The 21,274-nt window shown below is 45.5% G+C and carries 23 protein-coding genes and 1 tRNA gene; 10 read left to right on the plus strand and 14 right to left on the minus strand.

From position 1 onward, the window contains the following. Nucleotides 1-118 precede the first annotated feature (118 nt). Nucleotides 119-913, plus strand: a complete 795-nt coding sequence (locus tag M1D72_RS19285; RefSeq protein ID WP_456296227.1) for a cytochrome C assembly family protein — start codon at nt 119-121, stop codon at nt 911-913. 110 nt (nt 914-1,023) lie between these two features. Continuing rightward, nucleotides 1,024-2,292, plus strand: a complete 1,269-nt coding sequence (locus M1D72_RS19290; protein WP_390193709.1) for an HlyC/CorC family transporter — start codon at nt 1,024-1,026, stop codon at nt 2,290-2,292. 77 nt (nt 2,293-2,369) lie between these two features. Here M1D72_RS19290 and rpoS read toward each other — a convergent pair whose 3' ends face one another. The 12 genes from rpoS to folB form a co-directional block, all read right to left on the minus strand. Continuing rightward, nucleotides 2,370-3,350 (minus strand): RNA polymerase sigma factor RpoS, encoded by a 981-nt coding sequence (rpoS, locus tag M1D72_RS19295; RefSeq protein WP_390193711.1) that lies wholly within the window; start codon nt 3,348-3,350, stop codon nt 2,370-2,372. 74 nt (nt 3,351-3,424) lie between these two features. Continuing rightward, nucleotides 3,425-4,387 carry a peptidoglycan DD-metalloendopeptidase family protein gene (locus M1D72_RS19300; protein WP_456296228.1) on the minus strand — a complete coding sequence of 321 codons (963 nt, stop codon included), beginning with the start codon at nt 4,385-4,387 and terminating at the stop codon, nt 3,425-3,427. A 4-nt stretch (nt 4,388-4,391) separates the two neighbouring features. Further along, nucleotides 4,392-5,018, minus strand: a complete 627-nt coding sequence (locus M1D72_RS19305) for a protein-L-isoaspartate(D-aspartate) O-methyltransferase (protein WP_456296229.1) — start codon at nt 5,016-5,018, stop codon at nt 4,392-4,394. 2 nt (nt 5,019-5,020) lie between these two features. Further along, nucleotides 5,021-5,767, minus strand: a complete 747-nt coding sequence (gene surE, locus M1D72_RS19310) for a 5'/3'-nucleotidase SurE (protein WP_390193720.1) — start codon at nt 5,765-5,767, stop codon at nt 5,021-5,023. An 11-nt stretch (nt 5,768-5,778) separates the two neighbouring features. Beyond that, on the minus strand, nt 5,779-6,825 hold the full coding sequence (gene truD / locus M1D72_RS19315) for a tRNA pseudouridine(13) synthase TruD (RefSeq protein ID WP_456296230.1): 1,047 nt from the start codon (nt 6,823-6,825) through the stop codon (nt 5,779-5,781). Between the two features lie 17 nt (nt 6,826-6,842). Continuing rightward, nucleotides 6,843-7,319, minus strand: coding sequence for a 2-C-methyl-D-erythritol 2,4-cyclodiphosphate synthase (gene ispF / locus M1D72_RS19320; RefSeq protein WP_456296231.1), 477 nt, complete (start codon nt 7,317-7,319; stop codon nt 6,843-6,845). After that, nucleotides 7,316-8,041, minus strand: coding sequence for a 2-C-methyl-D-erythritol 4-phosphate cytidylyltransferase (ispD, locus tag M1D72_RS19325; protein WP_456296232.1), 726 nt, complete (start codon nt 8,039-8,041; stop codon nt 7,316-7,318). Before ispD ends, ispF begins: the two co-directional genes overlap by 4 nt. Then, nucleotides 8,038-8,319 (minus strand): cell division protein FtsB, encoded by a 282-nt coding sequence (gene ftsB / locus M1D72_RS19330; RefSeq protein WP_390193734.1) that lies wholly within the window; start codon nt 8,317-8,319, stop codon nt 8,038-8,040. The genes ispD and ftsB overlap by 4 nt, the downstream gene beginning before the upstream one ends. 124 nt (nt 8,320-8,443) lie before the next feature. Next, complete coding sequence (locus M1D72_RS19335; RefSeq protein WP_456296233.1) at nt 8,444-9,247, minus strand: undecaprenyl-diphosphate phosphatase; 804 nt, start codon at nt 9,245-9,247, stop codon at nt 8,444-8,446. Nucleotides 9,248-9,338: 91 nt separating this feature from the next. Then, a complete protein-coding gene (locus M1D72_RS19340; RefSeq protein ID WP_390193740.1) occupies nt 9,339-10,109 on the minus strand; it encodes an undecaprenyl-diphosphate phosphatase in 771 nt (256 codons plus the stop codon). Nucleotides 10,110-10,129: 20 nt separating this feature from the next. Continuing rightward, a complete protein-coding gene (folK, locus tag M1D72_RS19345; RefSeq protein WP_390193743.1) occupies nt 10,130-10,618 on the minus strand; it encodes a 2-amino-4-hydroxy-6-hydroxymethyldihydropteridine diphosphokinase in 489 nt (162 codons plus the stop codon). Further along, nucleotides 10,615-10,968 (minus strand): bifunctional dihydroneopterin aldolase/7,8-dihydroneopterin epimerase, encoded by a 354-nt coding sequence (gene folB / locus M1D72_RS19350; protein ID WP_456296234.1) that lies wholly within the window; start codon nt 10,966-10,968, stop codon nt 10,615-10,617. The genes folK and folB overlap by 4 nt, the downstream gene beginning before the upstream one ends. Before the next feature lie 121 nt (nt 10,969-11,089). Here folB and plsY point away from each other — a divergent pair, with 121 nt between their 5' ends. Next, entirely contained in the window at nt 11,090-11,704 is a 615-nt protein-coding gene (gene plsY / locus M1D72_RS19355; protein ID WP_390193748.1) for a glycerol-3-phosphate 1-O-acyltransferase PlsY, read from the plus strand. 19 nt (nt 11,705-11,723) lie between these two features. On the opposite strand, the gene M1D72_RS19360 is transcribed toward plsY, so the two are convergent. After that, nucleotides 11,724-12,539: an alpha/beta fold hydrolase gene (locus M1D72_RS19360; RefSeq protein ID WP_456296235.1), complete on the minus strand. Its 816-nt coding sequence runs from the start codon at nt 12,537-12,539 to the stop codon at nt 11,724-11,726. 121 nt (nt 12,540-12,660) lie between these two features. Beyond that, on the minus strand, nt 12,661-13,680 hold the full coding sequence (tsaD, locus tag M1D72_RS19365; protein WP_456296236.1) for a tRNA (adenosine(37)-N6)-threonylcarbamoyltransferase complex transferase subunit TsaD: 1,020 nt from the start codon (nt 13,678-13,680) through the stop codon (nt 12,661-12,663). A 228-nt stretch (nt 13,681-13,908) separates the two neighbouring features. Between tsaD and rpsU the strand changes: the two genes are divergently transcribed. The 7 genes from rpsU (at nt 13,909) to M1D72_RS19400 (ending at nt 21,193) form a co-directional block, all read left to right on the plus strand. Then, entirely contained in the window at nt 13,909-14,124 is a 216-nt protein-coding gene (gene rpsU, locus M1D72_RS19370; RefSeq protein ID WP_001145625.1) for a 30S ribosomal protein S21, read from the plus strand. 27 nt (nt 14,125-14,151) lie between these two features. Next, nucleotides 14,152-14,595 (plus strand): GatB/YqeY domain-containing protein, encoded by a 444-nt coding sequence (locus M1D72_RS19375; RefSeq protein ID WP_390193757.1) that lies wholly within the window; start codon nt 14,152-14,154, stop codon nt 14,593-14,595. Nucleotides 14,596-14,694: 99 nt separating this feature from the next. After that, entirely contained in the window at nt 14,695-16,458 is a 1,764-nt protein-coding gene (gene dnaG / locus M1D72_RS19380; protein ID WP_456296237.1) for a DNA primase, read from the plus strand. 102 nt (nt 16,459-16,560) lie between these two features. Then, the gene (gene rpoD, locus M1D72_RS19385) at nt 16,561-18,426 is read left to right on the plus strand and encodes an RNA polymerase sigma factor RpoD (protein WP_390193763.1); all 1,866 of its coding nucleotides are present in this window, start codon (nt 16,561-16,563) and stop codon (nt 18,424-18,426) included. Between the two features lie 143 nt (nt 18,427-18,569). Continuing rightward, nucleotides 18,570-18,645: transfer RNA gene (locus M1D72_RS19390), tRNA-Ile, on the plus strand. A 98-nt stretch (nt 18,646-18,743) separates the two neighbouring features. After that, nucleotides 18,744-19,835, plus strand: coding sequence for a tyrosine-type recombinase/integrase (locus M1D72_RS19395; protein ID WP_456296238.1), 1,092 nt, complete (start codon nt 18,744-18,746; stop codon nt 19,833-19,835). Nucleotides 19,836-20,263: 428 nt separating this feature from the next. After that, on the plus strand, nt 20,264-21,193 hold the full coding sequence (locus tag M1D72_RS19400) for an Abi family protein (protein ID WP_222803407.1): 930 nt from the start codon (nt 20,264-20,266) through the stop codon (nt 21,191-21,193). The last annotated feature ends 81 nt before the right edge of the window (nt 21,194-21,274 follow it).

Genomic DNA, 21,274 nt, shown 5'->3' on the forward strand with positions numbered 1-21,274 from the left:
AAGCATGACACCGATCTATGCAGATTTAAACTTTCACTTTTACAATTGTTTTATAGACATAGCCCAACTAATTGATGCAGGGTATAATCTGCCCAACGTATTTCAATATAAGAGACTCATGGATAACATTGCTGCCGTTGCTGCTGCCATTCTGTACGTTTTGGCTATCGCAACCATCGTACCAGGACTGGTTCAACAAACAGGCATTCGCGTCAAGACCGTTTTCATCAGCGCGGTTGGAGCTTTGGTGTTTCACGGTTGGCTTTTGCACGACCTCATCATTGCCAGCTCGGGACAAAACCTCAGCATTCTTAACGTCGCTTCTTTGATAGGCTTTATCATTTCTCTATCAATGAGTATTGCTATGGTCAAAACGCGATTGTGGTTTTTACTCCCTGTTATCTATGGCTTTTCAGCGATTAATTTACTCGCTGCAGCCTTCTTACCCAGCTCGTTCATTACGCATCTTGAGCACGAACCTGCTTTGCTATTTCATATTTCCATCGCGCTGTTTGCCTACTCAACGCTATCAATTGCTGCCCTCTACTCTCTGCAACTGGTATGGTTAGATCGCAAATTAAAAACCAAAAAAGCGTTAGCAATTAACCCTAACCTTCCGCCTTTAATGATGGTAGAAAGACAACTTTTCAAGATCATCCTAGTCGGAAATGTGCTGTTGACCGGAACTTTATTAACCGGGTTTATGTTCGTCCAAGATATGTTTGCACAAGGACAAGCTCACAAGGGCATCCTCTCTTTTGTTGCATGGGTCGTCTATTCCGTTTTATTGTGGGGGCATTACCAACGTGGGTGGCGAGGACGTCGAGCCACTTGGTTGACGGTGATTGGTGCGATGATTTTGACGCTCGCCTATTTTGGTAGCCGCTTTGTTCGAGAATTTATACTGCACTAAACCGATCGACACCTTGTTTTGGGCGCTAGGTAGTAGTTTTCATTATCTTTCAACGTTATTTTCAGTTTAGCCCAAAACTCATTCATTATTGTATAAGGAAGTTTTAAGCTTTGGACGACATATCAACGGGTATCTTATTTGCGCTACTCGCGTGTCTTATTATTATCTCCGGTTATTTCTCTGGTTCAGAAACAGGCATGATGTCGCTGAACCGTTATCGCCTTAAACACCTTTCCAATAATGGCCACAAAGGCGCTCGTCGTGTTGAAAGACTACTCAATCGACCAGACCGTTTGATTGGTTTGATTCTCATTGGTAATAACCTTGTTAATATTCTTGCCTCCGCCATCGCGACCATTATTGGTATGCGTCTCTACGGCGATATGGGGGTCGCGATTGCAACGGGTGTGCTGACATTGGTCATTTTGGTATTTTCAGAAGTGACGCCAAAAACCTTGGCCGCTCTTTATCCAGAACGTGTCTCTTTTACCAGTAGTATCGTATTGATATTTCTGATGAAGTTGCTCTCTCCTCTTGTGGTATTTGTTAACTTCATTACGAATGGTTTTATTCGTTTACTCGGCATACGTGTCGATAATCATGGTGATGACCATCTAAGCTCAGAAGAATTGAGAACCGTCGTTAATGAAGCTGGCGGCCTGATTCCTCGCCGACACCAAGATATGCTGCTGTCTATTTTGGATTTAGAGCATGTCACCGTGAATGACATCATGGTGCCAAGAAATGAGATCAGCGCCATCGATATCAACGATGATTGGAAATCCATTTCTCGTCAGTTAACGCACTCGCCTCATGGGCGTATCGTTTTATATCGTGACAATGTGGATGAAGTCGTAGGCATGTTACGCTTGCGCGAAGCATACCGTCTGATGCTTGAGAAGAACGAGTTTAATAAAGAGACCTTATTACGCGCTGCAGACGAGGTGTATTTCATTCCCGAAGGCACACCACTCAACGTCCAGTTGTTAAAGTTCCAGCGTAATAAACAGCGCATTGGCTTAGTCGTCGATGAATATGGTGACATTATTGGCTTGGTGACACTGGAAGATATTCTGGAAGAAATTGTCGGTGAATTTACCACCTCCATTGCACCGAGTTTAGCCGAAGAGATAACCCCTCAAGGCGATGGAAGCTTCTTAATTGAAGGTAGTGCAAACATTCGTGATATCAACAAAGGGTTAAAGTGGAAGTTGCCGACTTCAGGACCACGAACTCTAAACGGCTTGATTCTTGAGTATTTAGAGCATATTCCAGAAAGCAATTTAAGCGTTGTGGTTTCTAACCATCCGATGGAAATCGTTGAGCTAGAAGAGAATCGCATCAAACTGGTTCGCGTGTACCCACGTCGCAAGAAATAATTCTTTTCATTAGAGACAATAAAGCCTTGGCAAACCGCCAAGGCTTTTTTCTGCTTATCAAGACACAATAAGAAACGTTATTCTTCTTCAACGCTAAACAGGCTTTCCATATTAAGCCCTTGTTTGACGAGTATTTCACGCAAACGGCGTAAGCCTTCCACCTGAATTTGACGAACACGTTCACGGGTTAGATTGATTTCACGCCCGACTTCCTCTAGCGTCGAAGGCTCATACCCCAATAGTCCAAAGCGACGTGCAAGCACCTCTTTTTGTTTAGGATTAAGCTCTTCAAGCCAGTGAATCAAAGAGTTCTTGATGTCATCATCTTGAGTTGAAACCTGTGGATCACAATTATTAATATCTGGAATGATATCGAGTAAGGCTTTCTCACTCTCACCACCACCAATTGGCGTATCTACCGAACTGACTCGCTCATTAAGGCGCAACATTTTACTGACGTCATCCACCGGACGGTCCAACTGCTGAGCGATTTCTTCTGCGGTAGGTTCATGGTCAAGCTTTTGCGATAACTCACGAGCGGTGCGCAGGTAGATATTCAATTCTTTGACAACATGAATAGGGAGACGAATAGTACGAGTTTGATTCATCAGCGCACGTTCAATGGTTTGACGAATCCACCAAGTCGCATACGTAGAAAAACGGAAACCACGTTCAGGGTCGAACTTCTCGACAGCACGAATAAGACCGAGGTTACCTTCTTCAATGAGATCAAGCAGTGCTAAACCGCGATTGCTGTAACGACGCGAAATTTTAACCACCAAACGCAAGTTACTTTCTATCATACGTTTGCGAGCCGCCTCATCTCCGCGTAAAGCACGACGGGCGTAAAGAACTTCTTCTTCTGCGGTTAAAAGTGGTGAAAAGCCGATTTCTCCTAAATAAAGCTGAGTGGCATCCAAACTTTTGACAGATGCATCAAACTCTTCTTTAAGAGCTGTATTTGAAAGGGTGTCAGAATTGTCCTTCTCCAAAGCTTCCATGGCTTCGTTGTCGATATCAAATTCTTCTACTTTAGATGCTGTATTGCTGATACTCATAACGCCTCCCCCTGGCGAGATAGCAAGACATTACTGCTTAATATGTCGCTATTTTTACTCTTTACAAGTAAACATTACGGTAAGTAGCGTTTGGGATTCACTGACTTACCTTGATAGCGAATTTCAAAGTGCAAGCGAACACTGTTAGAACCCGAACTTCCCATCGTGGCAATCTTTTGGCCTGCTTTGACACTTTGTCCTTCGTGTACAAGCAACCGGTCGTTGTGCGCATAAGCGCTTAGGTAATTATCATTATGTTTAACAATAACTAAATTACCATAACCTCTGAGTGCATTACCCGAGTAGACGACGGTGCCTCCTGCTGTGGAAACGATTGATTGACCACGCTGACCCGCGATATCAATGCCTTTATTTCCTTGGTCCCCAGCAGAGAAATTTTTAATGACTCTCCCTTTCGTAGGCCATAACCATTTGGTTACTTTGTCGTTTTTAGGCTTGGTTCCACTGGCAGTTTTATTAACATTTCTTTTACCAGCAGAATCAACATACTCCTTTGATTTTGATTGTTCAACCCTCTTTTCTGCGTCTTTTTTGCTCAACTTTTGAGCTGGAGAAAGCGGTTTAGTGCTAACTCCTTGACTAGAGTTTTTGTTCAAAGATGCAGCAGATGAGGAGGATGAGGGGGAAGAAACAATCGGTTTAGAGGCCGCAACGCTAGGTTTTACCGTACTTGCTACGGCACCCACCTCGGCCCCAGCTCCTGTTCCACCATAAGATGGAGGGGTATAAACTGGACGCCATAAATTGAGTTTTTGGCCTGGGTAAATGGTATAAGGTTTTTGTAAATGATTGTAACGAATAAGGTCATTTACATCTTTATCTGTGATGTAAGCGATAAAGTACAGCGTATCGCCTTTTTTAACTTCGTAATAGCTGCCTCGGTAACTTCCTCTCGGCACACTGTCATAATCTTTATGTAAACCTGATACTGGCGCAGGGGAATGCACAGCACACCCAGTTAAGGAAAGTGCAATGCTAGCCATTAATAAGGTTTTCGATTGTAAAGATTTATTCATTTAACTACGCTAAATCACCTGCTACCAGTGGAACAAAGCGAACCATTTCAATCGGCTCCGAGATAAAGTCTTCTCCACGACGAGTGATTTTAAGCAGTTGCTGTTCTACATCACCGACGGGAATCACCATTACGCCCCCTTCAGTCAACTGCTCAAGGAGTAACTGCGGTATAAAAGTCGGGGCTGCAGTGACGATGATCGCGTCAAATGGGCCGCGAGCGGGCCAGCCATTCCACCCATCACCATGCTTGGTAGAGACATTATAGATATCTAACTGTTTGAGACGACGCTTGGCTTCCCACTGCAGCGACTTAATTCTTTCGATAGAATAAACGTGTTCCACCAGCTGTGCCAACACCGCCGTCTGATAACCCGATCCTGTGCCCACCTCTAAGACTTTACTGTCATGACGAAGTTCCAAGCACTGCGTCATTTTAGCAACGATGTATGGCTGAGAAATGGTTTGCCCCTGACCAATTGGAAGCGCGTTATTATCATAAGCTTGATGGATCATGGCTTGAGAGACAAAACGCTCTCTTGGCACTCGATAGATCGCATCCAATACTCGCTGGTCTTGAATGCCATTTGTACGCAAAAATTCAATCAGTCGGTCGGCTTGTGGTCTGGACATGCCTACTTATCCTTTAACCAATTATCCATAGTGAGCAATGATTCATGGGCCGTGAGATCCACTTGCAGCGGTGTGAGAGAAACATAACCGTTTTCAATTGCATGGAAATCCGTCCCTTCTCCAGCATCTTGCTCTTTGCCTGGAGGACCTAACCAATAGATGTCATGTCCTCTAGGATCCTTTTGTTTGATCATATCCTCTGCATGATGACGCGCACCAAGGCGAGTAACAAAAGTTCCCTGTAACTGATCAATAGCGACATCAGGCACATTAACATTCAATAAACGGTTAGTGGGAATAGGCTGCTTTAGATGCTGTTCGACTAATTCTCGAGCAATATGAGCGGCAGTGGCAAAATGCGTTTTACCCACAAGGGAAAAAGCAATGGCTTGCACACCTAAAAAATGCCCCTCCATGGCCGCGGCAACTGTGCCAGAATAAAGCACATCATCACCTAAATTGGCGCCATGATTAATCCCAGTTAATACCAAATCAGGCATACGATCTTTCATTAACTCATTGAGCGCAAAGTGCACACAATCGGTCGGAGTCCCCTCAACTGAGTAGACTTGAGGCTCAATTTCACGCACGCGCAAAGGCTGTTCTAACGTCAGTGAGTTTGAAGCTCCAGACCGGTTACGATCTGGGGCGACGATGGTGATATCTGCGCGGTCACGTAGCGCATCAGCTAACACTCGAATCCCTTCAGCATGCACACCGTCATCGTTACTCAGCAAAACTCTTAACACAACTTCCTCCGTTAGTACTCGCGTATTACTTCGATTTCGTTAATCAATTCTCGGGTAATTGAGGTTGCATAACAACCTGATGGCAAAGAAAAATTCAAAGTAATACGTGATCCGTCCACTTGCCAACTGAATTGTTCTGGCTTCAATGCAATCGCACGGCGCTCATGGCGCATGCGGTTACCCCGAATTAATGCCATTAAATCGGGTTCTGCATCAAGATGGGGCTGCTCAAGAATTAATGCCTGAGCGGTTGTAGGCAAAGCATTATCTCCTGCAAGTGCCGCGCTAACCTGCGCGTCACCATTAATCACTTTCTGCTTTGCAGCCGTGAGGTCTTGTTCGCTCACTGGCTCACTCGGACGGCCATTTTCCAGCAACAGATCACCAACCACAACATCATCAAACACATTGTTGTTAATGCGAGCCGAGACAATATGGTTGAAAATCCACGATCGCGCCGTTGAAAGATACAAACTGCGCTTGTTTTGATTACGAGTCCGCACGTTATCACGTCCCCAACGTCTAGCTTCGTCGAGGTTGTTGCCTTGCTGGCCAAATCGTTGTGCGCCGAAATAGTTTGGCACTCCGCGCTCAGCTATCGCCGTCAAACGATTCACCACCTCTTCAACATCACTGACGTCACTCAAAGTGACGACAAAGTGGTTCCCTTGGAGGTCACCGGGGCGCAGCTTTTTGTTATGACGAGTTTTCTCTATAACTTCAATGTGCGGATACTGAGCAAGAAACGCGCTGAGATCTGGTTCATCACCTTTTGGTAAATGAACACTAAACCACTGCTCTGTCACCGCATGGCGATCTTTGAGCCCGGCCCAACTCACGTCTTTTGATTTAACTTCGCAAGCTTTGGCTAATTCATTGGCAACAAATGCCGTATTTTCGCCTCGCTTACGGATCCGCAACATCAAATGCTCACCTTGGCCAGACAGTTCGTAGCCAAGCTGTTCGTAAACTTGAAAATCTTCTGCGGTTTCTTTTAATTTAGCACTTGCCGTAGGCTGGCCATGAAGGTACGCAAAGGGCGTTAAAATATCTGTCATGATGCATTTCTTATTAATTAAGCTTTAACCAGTAGCACTACAGCTTCCGCTGCAATACCTTCTTTACGCCCAGTAAATCCTAAACGCTCTGTGGTTGTGGCTTTCACGTTCACATTCCCCAGTGACGTCTCTAAATCGTCTGCAATCGCTTGGCACATGTATTCAATGTGCGGGGCCATTTTAGGCGCTTGCGCCATTATCGTGACATCCGCATTGCCTAACACATAGCCCTGCTTTTTAACGCGTTGATACACGTCTTTCAGCAGTTCGCGACTGTTGGCTCCTTTCCACTTATCATCGGTATCAGGAAAGTGGCGACCAATATCACCAGCCGCTATTGCGCCGAGTAAAGCATCAGTGAGCGCATGCAAAGCGACATCACCATCAGAATGGGCCAATAAACCTTGCTCATAGGGCACTGCAACGCCGCCAATAATAACCGGGCCTTCTCCGCCAAACTTATGAACATCAAAGCCGTGACCAATTCGAATCATGATTTATCCTTGTTTTCTCTTTGTAAATAAAACTCAGCCAAGGCGAGATCTTCAGGTTGAGTAATTTTAATGTTGTCTGCCGACCCCGTCACTAAAAGTGGCTGTTTACCAGCCCATTCGAGTGCAGAGGCTTCATCGGTGATGACGGCTGAACTGGCTAAAGCGCCGCGTAGTGCATGCGTTAAACTTTCGACAGGAAACAGTTGCGGTGTTAATGCATGCCACAGAGCAACACGTTCGACGGTTTGTGTAATATGCGCGCATGGCGTCGAACGCTTCATGGTATCGCGCACCGGAGCGGCTAAAATGCCACCGACATCATGACACGAGACTTGCTCAATAAGCCGATCGATATCTGTTAGGCGTACACACGGACGAGCAGCATCATGCACCATGGCCCAATGAGCATGACAATGCGCTTGAATAAATTCTAACCCTTTGAGCACTGAATCTGCTCGCTCTTTTCCACGCGCAATCGAGACTCGTTGAATACGGGGATCCGCTGCACAAGGCAGCGCAGAAAAGTAGGGATCATCATCAGTAAGAACCACCACGACTTGTTGAACCTGAGGATGTTCAAGCAGGCGATAAATGGTATGTTCAAGTACGGTTTTCTCACCAATCGTTAAATATTGTTTGGGACGATCAGCTTGCATGCGGCTACCAATGCCAGCGGCCGGTACTAATGCAATAACCGAAAAATCTGCGCGATGAGCACTCATTGTGCTTCCTCTCCGATAATCCGGTAGAAGGTTTCTCCCTCTTTTACCATACCTAACTCATGGCGTGCTCGCTCTTCAATAGCATCTAACCCTTGGCGCAAATCATCGATTTCAGCAAACATTTCACTATTTCTGGTTTGTAAGCTTTTGTTTACTTGGTGTTGCACCTCGATTTCGCTGTTGACGGCTTTAAAGTCACTAACGCCGTTCTTACCAAACCACATGGTGTATTGCAGTGCGGCAAATAACGTCAACAAAGCTAAAGAAAATAATCGCATAATGTTTATTGCAACCCAGAAAAAACAAAGACCACATATATACCACAATGGCGCATTTCAAGCGACATTGCTCTATGTGGTCTTGATAAAGATCTGACTTTATATCGTGTTAAATCTTAAATGGTTAGTTTTGCATCATAAACACCATCAATCCGATTCCGAGCAACAACCGATAAATAACAAAAGGTGTCATCCCCATGCGCGAGATCATCTTCAAAAAGAAGTAGATACATAGATAAGCACTGATAAATGACGTGATAATCCCCGTCAGTAAGAAACCGAGATGTACAGGCTCACCACTGGTAATTAACTGAGCACCGAGGTAGCTACCGGCTAACAAAATGATCGGAATCGACATTAAGAAAGAGAAGCGCGCTGCCGCTTCACGTGTAAAGCCCAAATACAGTGCTGCGGTAATGGTCGCGCCAGAACGTGATGTTCCAGGGATCATGGCCACAGCCTGAGCGATGCCAATCATTAGCGCTTGTTTCCAACCCGCCTGATACTCATCATCACGAAGAGGAGCGTTGCGATCCACCACCCAAAGCAGTAAACCAAATATAATGGTCGTCGCCGCAATCACCCAGGCACTACGAAGGTATACCTCAATAAAATCTTTCATTAGGTAACCAAATAAGCAGGCTGGAATGGTGGCAATCACAATCATCCATGCCAATTTAGCTTCTTTACTGCGGTCGCCTTTAAAAATTGAGGCCAAAAATGCCGTAAGCAACGTTACCACTTCATGACGAAAGTAAATCACCACAGCTAACAATGTCCCAACGTGAACGGCCACATCAAAGGCAAGCCCTTGGTCTTCCCAACCTAAAATTGCGGACGGTAATATCAGGTGAGCGGAACTTGAGATCGGAAGAAACTCCGTTAAACCCTGAATCAGAGCCAAAATAAACGCTTCAAAATAACTCATTATTTTCTCTTATTTTTATTGCTCTACGCTGCCTTTGATTGACGAGCGCAGACATTTATCACTGTGCGGAGAATACACCACACATCAAAAACTATGCATGTAACCAAAGCAATAAGGCAACGCCAAAGACGATTCGGTAGAGACCAAACGCTCTAAATGTGAATCGACTTAGGAACGCCAAGAACACTTTCATTACGACCCAAGCAGACAGATAGGAAACCGCAAAACCAACCAATAATGGCATCGCTTGCTCACCAGTAAAGTCCTGATAGTGTTCAATCAAATCCAAGCCACTCGCGGCTACCATAACGGGTAAAGCCAATAAGAAAGAGTATTCTGCACTGGCCGTACGGCTGACTCCTGCCAGTAAAGATCCGACGATCGTCGAACCTGCACGACTGGTTCCGGGCACTAAGGCAAAGATCTGAGCAAAACCGATAATACCTGCCTGGCGGTAACTTATGTCATCTAACGTTAAAGTCGTGGGATCCCGATCTTTTAAATAGTGTTCGACCCACAAGAAAATCACCCCGCCGATGATGAACATCACTGGGACAACGTCGATGGTAAATAGAGATTTCACTTGGTCTTTAAAAATGAAGCCAACGATGGCGATAGGAAGGAATGAGATCAACACTTTGACCCATAAAGAAAAATATTTGGGCTGAAAGCGCTCCTTGTAATTGGTGACGACCGCCAAAATAGCGGAAAGTTGGATAATAACTTCAAATGCTTTATTGCTGTCCGTTTGTGGTAAACCGAGCCACTCACTCGCAATAATCAAATGTCCGGTTGAAGATATCGGCAAAAATTCAGTAACACCCTCGATCAAACCGAGAATGGCACTTTGAATTATATCCATGTATTTACTCTAGTGTTGGGTTAAGGATTAAACCAAGGTTTAACCTCATCTAATAAATGTAAATCTTTGGCTTGATGCCAAACTGCTCGGACAGTGCGACCATCGTTCGGTAAGATAAGTTCCGGACAAAGTTCATAAAGAGGTTGAATCACAAAGGGATACCGATAGATATCAGAACGCGGCAACTCAGGCTTTGAGTCTGAAACGGCATCGCCAAAGAGCAAAATATCCAAATCAATCGTGCGTGCTTCAAACTTTTTCGCTTGGCTGTCACGCCCACAGTGAAACTCGATTTCTCTCAAAGCCAAAGAAAAATCTTGTAAATTCAACGCGGTTTTCATTTCTAATACAAGGTTGTAAAAGGGCTCACTTTTGAACCCAACAGCTTCACTCTGATAGATCGTTGATAATTTAATCTGCTCACCCAACGAACGGAGCAGAGAGACCGCGTGTTCTATATGACGTTCGCGGTCAACATTCGAGCCGATCCCCAGATAAACCGTGGTCATTGCAGACCTCGCTCAATGACAACCCCTACCCCACTCGCTTGAGCAACAGCCCCCGGCTTGGTTAAGCGAATCTTAACCCAAGGCACTGAGAACTGAGTTTGAATAAGCTCAGCGACTTCTTCTGCAACGCGTTCGACCAGCAGAAACCGTCCCTGTTCGATGTGATCAATAATCGCCTGGCTCACTTTGGCATAATCCAGTGCATCTTCTACGTTATCACTCAATCCAGCTGGGCGATTGTCATGACCCATTTCGATATCCAAGACCAATTTTTGCTTAATTTGCTGTTCCCAGTCATATACGCCAATCGTAGTAATAACAGTCAGTTGTTCGATAAAAACTTTATCCATGTGGTTCAAATCCTATACAGGTCGGATACCTAAACTCGGTAAAACATCGTACTATGTGCCATAAGCAGGTATGATATCAACTACTTGCTTATCGAGCACCTGTTTCACGCGAGTAACCTTTATGACGCCATTAGCACTGTCGATGATTATCTGCGCCTATCTGCTAGGTTCTATTTCTAGCGCAGTGCTGATCTGTCGATTACTCCGCCTACCCGATCCTCGTTCCGTCGGCTCCAACAATCCAGGAGCAACCAATGTAATGCGCATTGGCGGGAAAAAAAGTGCGGCAGCGGTACTGTTGTGTGACATGCTAAAAGGCACGATTCCAGTATGGGCAGGGTATTTTCTTGAAATTGAACCTTTAATTTTAGGCTTGGTGGCGATAGCGGCGTGTCTTGGGCATATGTACCCCCTATTTTTCCATTTTAAAGGCGGAAAAGGGGTGGCGACCGCTTTAGGGGCAATTGCACCGATTGGCTGGGATTTGACTTTACTGATCATGTTCACTTGGCTGGTGATCGCCGTGGTCTTTCGTTACTCGTCGCTGGCAGCAATCATTACCGTCCTTATTGCTCCCTTATATACTTGGCTTATCAAGCCACAATACACTTTACCCGTCGCTATGTTGTGCTGCTTGATTGTCTTGCGTCACCATCAAAATATTCGGCGATTAGTGAGTGGTACCGAACCCAAAGTCGGTAAAAAGACAGCCTCTTCGTTGAAGAAACCATCTTAATCACCTTGCCAATTTAGCCTCAGCGGCGAATTTTCTCGAGGAAGGATTGCAACGTTCGCGTGACGTATTCTGGCTGCTCAAGATTGGCAATATGGCCAGCACTCGGAATTTCGATCAACTGACTCCCCTCAATGCAATCATGCATTAAATATGACTCAAGCACTGGTCGCGGTATATCGTCTTGCCCAACAGCAATTAGCACCGGTAAATGAAACGTTTCAATTTCATCGATCATATCGCGGCGACCAAAAATCATCCGTCCAACACGGGCGATTTCTACGGCATCTTGTCCTTTGATGGCTGCCAAACGACGCTCAAATAGCTCTATCAAGTGCGGGTTATCTTGACGAACATTCTTCGCGAAAAAGATAGGCCCAACCGTATCAATTAACTGCTGCGGCACCATCTGTGATAAAGAGATGGTTTCTAACATCGCAAAATATTTTCGATTGGTAACTTCAGGCTCTAACCCCAAAAACGTGTCCATCAAAACCAACGACTCAACCCGCTTCGGCGCTAGTGACACAACCTCCGCGCCCCACATTCCTCCCATGGATAAACCAACAATCGAGAAAGTTTCAACCCCGAGATAATCCATCAAAGCGAGAATGTGAGCGGCGTAATCACGTAAGTTAGCCATGTTGTAAGGCGCGGCTTGCGATAAACCATGAGCCCAAAAATCGGGAACAATACAGCGATAAGACTGACTCAACATTTCTATTTGTGGTTGCCACATTTGACTGTCCCACAAATAACTGTGGCCAAATACAACAACAGGGCCTTGACCATAATCATGGTACGCCATCTGTTGGCCATCTATCGAAAACGTCTTCATCCTGTTCCTACTTTTTTATAAAACTAAACGGTTCATTTTTACCGCGAAATAGGCGCCTAAGAAAAACAAAAACAGCCACCGAAGTGACTGTTTTGAATCGGCATCAATTTATTGTTGAGAATCATGAAGCAACGGGCGTTAGCTGATCAATAGGCCAACGCGGTGTTGCTTGCACTTCAAGATCAGCCACTTCACCATTACGTAAACGTTGCATGCCGGCATAAGCAATCATTGCCCCATTGTCGGTGCAAAACTCAGTACGAGGATAATAAACGTCCCCTCCGACTTTTTCCGCCAACTTAGCAAGCTCAGCACGTAAACGTTTATTGGCACTGACACCGCCAGCGATGACGATACGCTTCATCCCTGTCTGTTCCAATGCGCGGCGACATTTAATCGCGAGAGTGGCGCATACCGCTTCTTCAAACGCTAGGGCAATATCCGCGCGAGTTTGCTCGTCGTCCCCATTAGCCGCAATGGTATTGGCGGTAAACGTTTTTAAGCCCGAAAAGCTCATATCCAAACCTGGGCGATCAGTCATTGGTCGAGGGAATTTAAAACGTCCCGGCGTTCCTTTTTCAGCCAGACGTGAGAGCAACGGGCCGCCAGGATAATCCAATCCCATTAATTTGGCAGTCTTATCAAACGCTTCACCTGCGGCATCATCAATCGATTCACCTAAGATGGTGTATTCGCCAATGCCCTTAACTTCGACCATCATCGAGTGACCACCAGATACCAATACCGCCACAAACGGAAATGGCGGTGGATTATCTTCAAGCATTGGCGCTAATAAGTGACCTTCCATATGGTGCACCGGCACTGCAGGAACATTCCATGCGTAAGCTAAACTGCGGCCTATCGTTGCGCCAACAAGTAACGCCCCGACAAGCCCAGGCCCAGCCGTGTACGCCACACCATCAATATCTTGGGGCGTAAGATTCGCTTCTGACATCGCCGCTTTTATCAGCGGAATGGTTTTCTTAACATGATCTCGCGAGGCCAGTTCAGGTACAACGCCGCCGTAGTCGGCATGCAGTTTAACTTGACTATAAAGCTTATGAGCCAACAACCCATTTTGGTCGTCATAAATGGCAATGCCAGTTTCATCACAGGAGGTTTCAATACCTAGAATGCGCATGGTAATCTCGAAGGGGTTATTGCTGAATTTGAAATTGGCGGCAATCTTACCTGTAATTGGCGTCTCAAACAAATTTTGTACAGACAATAATCGACAAAAGGCTTTACAAACTGACTTGGTTCGGATTAAAATTCCGCACCATTTTTGATCTAGCTGGTTGTAGACCGGGTCACATGACTTGGCGCATAAACTCCAGCGTTAACGAATAACCCCTGAGGTGAAAGGCATATGCCAGTAGTTAAAGTACGTGAAAACGAACCATTCGACGTTGCTCTACGTCGTTTCAAGCGCTCTTGCGAAAAAGCAGGTATCCTTTCTGAAGTGCGTCGTCGTGAGCACTACGAAAAACCAACTACCGTTCGCAAACGCGCTAAAGCAGCAGCTCAAAAGCGTCACGCTAAGAAGCTAGCTCGCGAAAACGCTCGTCGCGTTCGTTTGTACTAATAGCTGAATCCCTAAGAGGAATTAGTTATGGCTCTTATTGACCAACTCAAAGAAGAGCAAAAATTAGCGATGAAAGCCAAGGACAAATTGCGCCTTGGCACTATTCGTTTAGCCTTATCTGACATCAAGCAACGTGAAGTCGACGAGAGAATTACTCTGACTGACGACGACATTATTGCAGTGTTGACCAAAATGGTTAAACAGCGTCGCGACTCTGTCGCTCAATATGAATCAGCAGGTCGTCAAGACCTTGCCGAAGCAGAGCAAGCTGAAATCACCGTTCTTGAGGATTTTATGCCTCAACCGCTTAGCGATGACGAAGTAAGTGCACTAATTGAACGTGCTATTGCTGACTCAGGTGCGGCGAGCATGCAAGACATGGGCAAAGTGATGGGCGTGCTTAAACCTCAGATTCAAGGGCGTGCAGACATGGGTAAAGTCAGTGGTTTAGTTCGCGCTAAGCTCGCTTAAGGTTTACCCACAAAAACTATTGCAGCAAGCCGTGCAATCCTATGGAACGCACGGCTTGTTTGTATTCTCCCGTCTGGTTTTCTTTTTTTGTTAGGTTTTATGGCAGGACACATTCCCCGCAGTTTCATTGATGATCTTCTTGCTCGACTGGATATTGTCGACATCATTGATGCGCGCGTGAAACTTAAGAAAAAAGGTAAAAACTATGGGGCTTGTTGTCCTTTTCACAACGAGAAAACCCCCTCTTTTTCAGTCAGTCAAGAGAAGCAATTTTACCATTGCTTCGGTTGTGGCGTTCACGGTAATGCCATCGACTTTCTTATGGAATATGAGCGTTTAGAGTTTCCTGAAGCAATTGAAGAGTTGGCGTCGTTCTTAGGTCTTGAAGTCCCAAGAGAACAACGCAGCGGCAGCCAAAATACTCCGCGAGGGCCGCAAGCCAGCAGTGAAGAAAAACGCAGCCTCTATGACTTAATGGGCAGTATTGCCCAGTTTTACCGTCAGCAATTGAAGCTTTCAAGCAGTAAAGTCGCCATTGACTATTTGAAGAACCGAGGTTTATCTGGCGAGATTGTCCAGAAATTTGGTATCGGTTATGTCGCTGACGAGTGGGATCTGGTGCGTAAGAACTTTGGTCAGCAGAAAGCGGTCCAAGACATGCTGGTGTCTGGCGGTATGTTGATTGAAAACGACAAAGGCAATCGCTATGACCGTTTTCGAGGCCGAGTCATGTTTCCGATTCGTGACCGACGCGGCCGTGTGATTGGTTTTGGCGGGCGAGTGCTTGGTGAAGGTACGCCGAAATATCTCAACTCACCAGAGACGCCTATCTTCCATAAAGGAAAAGAGCTTTATGGACTTTATGAAGTCTTGCAGGCTTATCGCGAACCACCCCACATTTTAGTGGTCGAAGGCTACATGGATGTGGTGGCGCTTGCACAATATGGCGTGGATTATTCCGTTGCCTCATTAGGAACGTCAACCACCGGCGATCATTTGCAAATTCTGTTTCGTCAAACCAGTAATGTGGTGTGTTGTTACGATGGCGACCGTGCCGGGCGAGAAGCGGCTTGGCGAGCGATGGAAAATGCTCTGCCCTATTTAACGGATGGCCGTCAACTCAAGTTTATGTTTTTACCTGATGGCGAAGACCCAGATTCTTACATTCGCCAACACGGTAAGCAGGCTTTTGAAGAACAAGTCGCCAATGCAACGCCGCTTTCAGAGTTTATGTTTAACTCTTTAATGCAAGATGTTGATGTCAGTACTCGAGAAGGAATGGCGAAGTTGAGCGCCTTAGCCGTTCCTTTAATAGAAAAAGTACCAGGTGGCACACTCAGGCTATACTTAAGGGAACTCCTTGGTAAACGCCTAGGATTAATGGATGAACGCCAGCTTCAGCAATTAATTAGTCGAGACGACAGTCAGGCTAAGCGTCCTCAACCTCATCGCGAGATTAAACGGACGCCAATGCGAGAAGTCATTGCACTCTTAATCCAAAATCCAAACTATGCTCAATTGATACCGGATCTCAGCAGTGTCAGAGACCTACCTGTGCCGGGGCTGAGTTTATTAGTCGATGTGCTTGATTATTGTAGGGCTAATCCCCATATCAATACCGGAATGTTAATAGAACATTGGCGAAATCATCAGCACGAGGCACCCTTGTCTCGTTTAGCCGGGTGGGAAGTACCACTCGATGACGACAATCAAGAAGATATATTTTTAGACTCATTGGACAGAATACTGGCTCAATGTGTGGAAAAACAAATTGACAAGCTGCAAGCCAAAGAGAGAAGCGTCGGCTTATCAGTCGATGAAAGAAGGGAGCTGATGGCATTAATGCTAGATTTAAAAGCGTAACCCTGTTTGTTTGAATAGTCAGCAATCAATTAATTTGTTAACATGTATGGTTTGCAATTCGCATACTAATTCCTTCACCAGATACTAAGTTGGATACCGTCTATGGATCAAAATCCGCAGTCACAGCTAAAACTCCTTGTAATTAAAGGCAAAGAGCAAGGCTATCTGACCTACGCCGAAGTAAACGACCACCTACCTGCTGAGATTGTAGACTCAGAACAGGTAGAAGACATTATTCAGATGATCAACGACATGGGCATCAAGGTAGTTGAAACTGCCCCTGATGCAGATGATCTTGCTCTAAACGATGATGACACCATTACCGATGAAGATGCGGCGGAAGCAGCGGCAGCAGCACTTTCTAGTGTTGAAAGTGAAATTGGCCGTACCACTGACCCTGTCCGCATGTATATGCGTGAAATGGGTACCGTTGAGCTACTGACTCGCGAAGGTGAAATTGATATTGCAAAGCGTATTGAAGACGGTATTAACCAAGTTCAAAACGCTGTTGCTATCTACCCAGGCACCATCCCATACATCCTAGAACAGTTCGATAAAGTTCAAGCCGAAGAGCTACGCTTAACTGACTTGATCACCGGTTTTGTGGACCCAGATGCAGATGAAACCGCTGCACCAACGGCGACCCATATCGGTTCTGAACTGGCTGAATCTGATCTCGATGACGAAGACGACATCGAAGATGAAGATGAAGACGAGGATGATGATAAAGATAGTGATGAAGAAGAAACCGATGTCGGTATTGACCCAGAACTTGCGCTAGAGAAATTCACGTCTCTACGTAATACATTCCAAGATTACCAGTTAGCGTTAAACGAGCACGGTGAAAACAGTGCAAAAGCAGACGCGGCTGGCGAAGTCATGTTGGATGTATTTAAAGAGTTCCGTTTAACACCGAAACAGTTTGACTATCTAGTACAAGAACTACGTACCTCAATGGAACGCGTTCGTACTCAAGAGCGTCTTATCATGCGCTCAGCGGTTGAATACGGCAAAATGCCGAAGAAATCATTCATCGCCCTATTTACAGGTAATGAATCAAGCGAAGCATGGTTAGATGAAGTTCTTGCTTCAGACAAGCCTTATGCAGAGAAGATTAAACGTTACGAAGATGACATTCGTCGCTCAATCTTGAAACTCAAAACGATTGAAAACGAAACATCACTGTGTGTACAAAGCATTAAAGATATCAGCCGTCGTATGTCGATCGGTGAAGCGAAAGCTCGTCGTGCGAAAAAAGAAATGGTTGAAGCGAACTTGCGTCTGGTTATCTCTATTGCCAAGAAGTACACCAACCGTGGTCTCCAATTCTTGGATCTTATTCAGGAAGGTAACATCGGTTTGATGAAAGCGGTGGATAAATTCGAATACCGTCGTGGTTACAAGTTCTCAACTTATGCGACATGGTGGATTCGCCAAGCGATCACTCGTTCAATCGCAGACCAAGCTCGTACCATTCGTATTCCAGTACACATGATCGAAACGATCAACAAGCTGAATCGTATTTCACGTCAAATGCTTCAAGAGATGGGCCGTGAGCCTCTTCCTGAAGAATTGGCAGAACGTATGCAGATGCCTGAAGATAAGATTCGCAAAGTACTGAAAATCGCGAAAGAGCCAATCTCGATGGAAACACCAATCGGTGATGACGAAGATTCGCATCTAGGTGATTTCATTGAAGATACAACGCTTGAGTTGCCACTGGATTCAGCAACAGCTACAAGCTTGAAAGGCGCAACTCGTGACGTACTCTCAGGCCTTACTCCACGTGAAGCCAAAGTACTGCGTATGCGTTTTGGTATTGATATGAACACAGACCACACGCTAGAAGAAGTAGGTAAACAGTTTGACGTAACCCGTGAGCGTATTCGTCAAATTGAAGCCAAAGCTCTACGTAAACTGCGTCACCCAAGCCGCTCAGAAACTCTGCGTAGCTTCTTAGACGAGTAACTCGTGTGTTATTGATTAAAAGGTGAGCGTTAGCTCACCTTTTTTATTGCTCGTAAGGTTAAGTGAATAAAAACTAAGCGCATTTAGCCACCTTACTGTCTAGACAGTATGAGCCGCTTCCCCTATAATTCTCGCTCCACATTGGCCCCTTAGCTCAGTGGTTAGAGCAGTCGACTCATAATCGATTGGTCCGCAGTTCAAGTCTGCGAGGGGCCACCATTCAAATCAAGCACTTATCGCTTACCCTTCTTTGAATGTTGCCTTTTATTCCGTCCCGAGGTACAAAATCAGTACAGTACGCATTCGGGAGTACTCACATGGCAACTTTAGTTAAAACCTCTTCAGGTACCTGGAAAGCCGTTATTCGAAAAACCGGCTGGCCGACGACGTCTAAAACTTTTCGTCTCAAACGCGATGCCGAGGATTGGGCAAGACGCACCGAAGATGAAATTGTACGTGGCGTGTATATCAAACGCTCTTCATCTGAACGCCTCACCATTGAAGAAGCATTAAAACGCTACCTGGCAGAAATCTCACCTACCAAACGACCGGCGACCGCTGCCTGTGACGCGAGACATTCCAAACCGCTCATCAAAGCCCTGGGAAAATACTCCCTGGCCGCCCTGACGCCCGAAATCATTGCCAAGTATCGAGACGACCGGTTAGCTGGCCTGGATCGTTGCGACGCCAGAGGTAACCCGGCCCCTAAGCCACGCTCACCTAACACCGTGCGCATTGACCTGGCCCTGCTCAGTCACCTGTACAACATTGCGATTAAAGAGTGGGGTATCGGCCTGGCAATTAACCCGGTCCAGAATATTCGTAAGCCCTCCCCGCCTTCTGGCCGGGAACGACGCTTAACCGAGGAAGAAGAGTTACAGCTCCTGGAAGCTGTTGAGGCGCACACCAACCCGATGCTGGCCTGGATTGTCCGTATCGCGCTGGAAACCGGGATGCGTTCCTCTGAAATCACTTCTCTGCGCCGCTCTCAGGTTGATTTGAAAAAGCGCGTGGTTTTCCTGGTCGAAACCAAAAACACCATGCCGAGAACCGTCCCGCTTTCTCTCCTGGCGTTAGAATCCTTTAAACAGGCAATTAATAATCCGGTACGGCCCATTGATACCGACCTGATTTTCTTCGGTGAACCAGGCAAAGACGGCAAGCGACGCCCGTACAACTTCAATAAAGTCTGGATGAAGATTAAAGCCAAGATTGGCCTGAAGGATTTTAAATTCCACGACCTGCGCCACGAGAGCGTCAGCCGTTTGGTTGAAGGCGGGCTAAGTGATCAGCAAGTCGCCGCCATCAGCGGCCATAAATCAATGCAGATGCTACGCCGCTACACGCACCTCAGAGCCGAAGACCTTGTTGAAGAACTGGACGCAATTGCGAAAGGGAAAAAGTCTTAGCCAACACCGCCCCTCAAGTGTCAATGAAATGAGGATTATGCCGGTGTGACCTGGCTATGAGCAATCGTCAGGACTGGTTTATTGACACTTGGGGGGCAGTACCTACGTGTAAGGGAAGTTACATACTGCCCAAATCATTTTTGGACAATAGTAATTTAGAGCCTGAATTCTAAGATGTAATCCTCAGATTAGTTAAAGTATCTTGAACTTAGAATGTTTATATGCAACCAATTGATACCTGAGTGGTATGCTAGATGAGAAATTATTGGCTTCTAGAAATTGAAAACCCCAGCTCAAGGCTGGGGCGAATTCTTTAGGTCTTTACGCAAGGTCTTGGATATAATCCTTAGAGCCAGACGTCAACCTTGTGGTAAATTATATGTAATACTAACGCAGGCGTCAACATTGAAGTTCGAGAGCAATAATAAATGCCACATACAATTTACTATCAAGAAATTATAGACGATCTTATCACAGAAGGACGTCTAAAAAGCTATGAAGTTACATTTAATACGCAAAACGATATTGAATTACTCGGAGCTTACTTATGGAACTCCCACGTTTGCTCAGCTCTCTACCCTTTACTTAGTGCCACAGAGGTGGCATTACGCAACGCTATTGACTCTGCACTAACCTCTTCAGAAGGTTTGGGTTACTTTTGGTGGAGGAAGAACAAGCTCCATTTTAAAAGTTTCAACCCAGATGAGCCAAATAAGAAGCCTCCATTTGAAGTCGAGGCTATAAGGACTAACTTCTCTAAGGCTGCATCACAAGTTAAACAAGACAAAAAGAAACGTTATAACATCAATAACCCAACTCCGAAACACCAAGAGATCATTGCAAAGACTGAATTTTCCACATGGGAATTCATTCTTAGCAAGGAGTTTATGGGGCCAGGTTTGATTTGGCCAACTCACCTAGGTACTGTGTTCAAAGGTGAATGGAACACAACCAAGACCAAAGAGCTGCTAAGCAATACAAAAGATCTAGTCAAAACCGTAAGAGAGTTCCGAAACAGGGTCTCTCACCACGAACCCGTGTGGAAAAAATATGGTGTGGCTACTGAAGATGATGCTATTGAACATTTGCACGAAAAAATAGACAAAATTTTGCAGCTTTTAGCTTTAGTATCTCCAGAAAAAAAGCGTCTTCTGGAAAAAAACAAAATTGTAGAGAGAGCTTACCGAGCATGTACACTCGGTGAATTACGACGATTCCAACACAATATCGCTACACACAATGTGAAGTCTATTTCTAAGCTTTGTCGATTAGTACAAAGCGCACAAGAAGCCAATTCAGTTGAGAAGATTCAAGTGTATAAAATGGGAAAAATGAGTTTTTTGATTCACCCAAACTAGGGGCCATACCACGTCAAATTACGCGGCTTGAAATCGGGTAAAATCTCGGCCTAGCTCGTTGGACTATCTTCACCTACTTCA

The organism is Vibrio sp. AK197, from assembly GCF_053903115.1.

Bases quoted from the DNA above. Each gene is read 5' to 3' on its own strand.
- M1D72_RS19285 (WP_456296227.1), top strand. From the start codon at position 119: ATGGATAACATTGCTGCCGTTGCTGCTGCCATTCTGTACGTTTTGGCT.
- rpoS (WP_390193711.1), bottom strand. From the start codon at position 3,350: ATGAGTATCAGCAATACAGCATCTAAAGTAGAAGAATTTGATATCGAC.
- M1D72_RS19300 (WP_456296228.1), bottom strand. From the start codon at position 4,387: ATGAATAAATCTTTACAATCGAAAACCTTATTAATGGCTAGCATTGCA.
- M1D72_RS19305 (WP_456296229.1), bottom strand. From the start codon at position 5,018: ATGTCCAGACCACAAGCCGACCGACTGATTGAATTTTTGCGTACAAAT.
- truD (WP_456296230.1), bottom strand. From the start codon at position 6,825: ATGACAGATATTTTAACGCCCTTTGCGTACCTTCATGGCCAGCCTACG.
- ispF (WP_456296231.1), bottom strand. From the start codon at position 7,319: ATGATTCGAATTGGTCACGGCTTTGATGTTCATAAGTTTGGCGGAGAA.
- ispD (WP_456296232.1), bottom strand. From the start codon at position 8,041: ATGAGTGCTCATCGCGCAGATTTTTCGGTTATTGCATTAGTACCGGCC.
- ftsB (WP_390193734.1), bottom strand. From the start codon at position 8,319: ATGCGATTATTTTCTTTAGCTTTGTTGACGTTATTTGCCGCACTGCAA.
- M1D72_RS19335 (WP_456296233.1), bottom strand. From the start codon at position 9,247: ATGAGTTATTTTGAAGCGTTTATTTTGGCTCTGATTCAGGGTTTAACG.
- M1D72_RS19340 (WP_390193740.1), bottom strand. From the start codon at position 10,109: ATGGATATAATTCAAAGTGCCATTCTCGGTTTGATCGAGGGTGTTACT.
- folK (WP_390193743.1), bottom strand. From the start codon at position 10,618: ATGACCACGGTTTATCTGGGGATCGGCTCGAATGTTGACCGCGAACGT.
- folB (WP_456296234.1), bottom strand. From the start codon at position 10,968: ATGGATAAAGTTTTTATCGAACAACTGACTGTTATTACTACGATTGGC.
- plsY (WP_390193748.1), top strand. From the start codon at position 11,090: ATGACGCCATTAGCACTGTCGATGATTATCTGCGCCTATCTGCTAGGT.
- M1D72_RS19360 (WP_456296235.1), bottom strand. From the start codon at position 12,539: ATGAAGACGTTTTCGATAGATGGCCAACAGATGGCGTACCATGATTAT.
- tsaD (WP_456296236.1), bottom strand. From the start codon at position 13,680: ATGCGCATTCTAGGTATTGAAACCTCCTGTGATGAAACTGGCATTGCC.
- rpsU (WP_001145625.1), top strand. From the start codon at position 13,909: ATGCCAGTAGTTAAAGTACGTGAAAACGAACCATTCGACGTTGCTCTA.
- M1D72_RS19375 (WP_390193757.1), top strand. From the start codon at position 14,152: ATGGCTCTTATTGACCAACTCAAAGAAGAGCAAAAATTAGCGATGAAA.
- dnaG (WP_456296237.1), top strand. From the start codon at position 14,695: ATGGCAGGACACATTCCCCGCAGTTTCATTGATGATCTTCTTGCTCGA.
- rpoD (WP_390193763.1), top strand. From the start codon at position 16,561: ATGGATCAAAATCCGCAGTCACAGCTAAAACTCCTTGTAATTAAAGGC.
- M1D72_RS19395 (WP_456296238.1), top strand. From the start codon at position 18,744: ATGGCAACTTTAGTTAAAACCTCTTCAGGTACCTGGAAAGCCGTTATT.
- M1D72_RS19400 (WP_222803407.1), top strand. From the start codon at position 20,264: ATGCCACATACAATTTACTATCAAGAAATTATAGACGATCTTATCACA.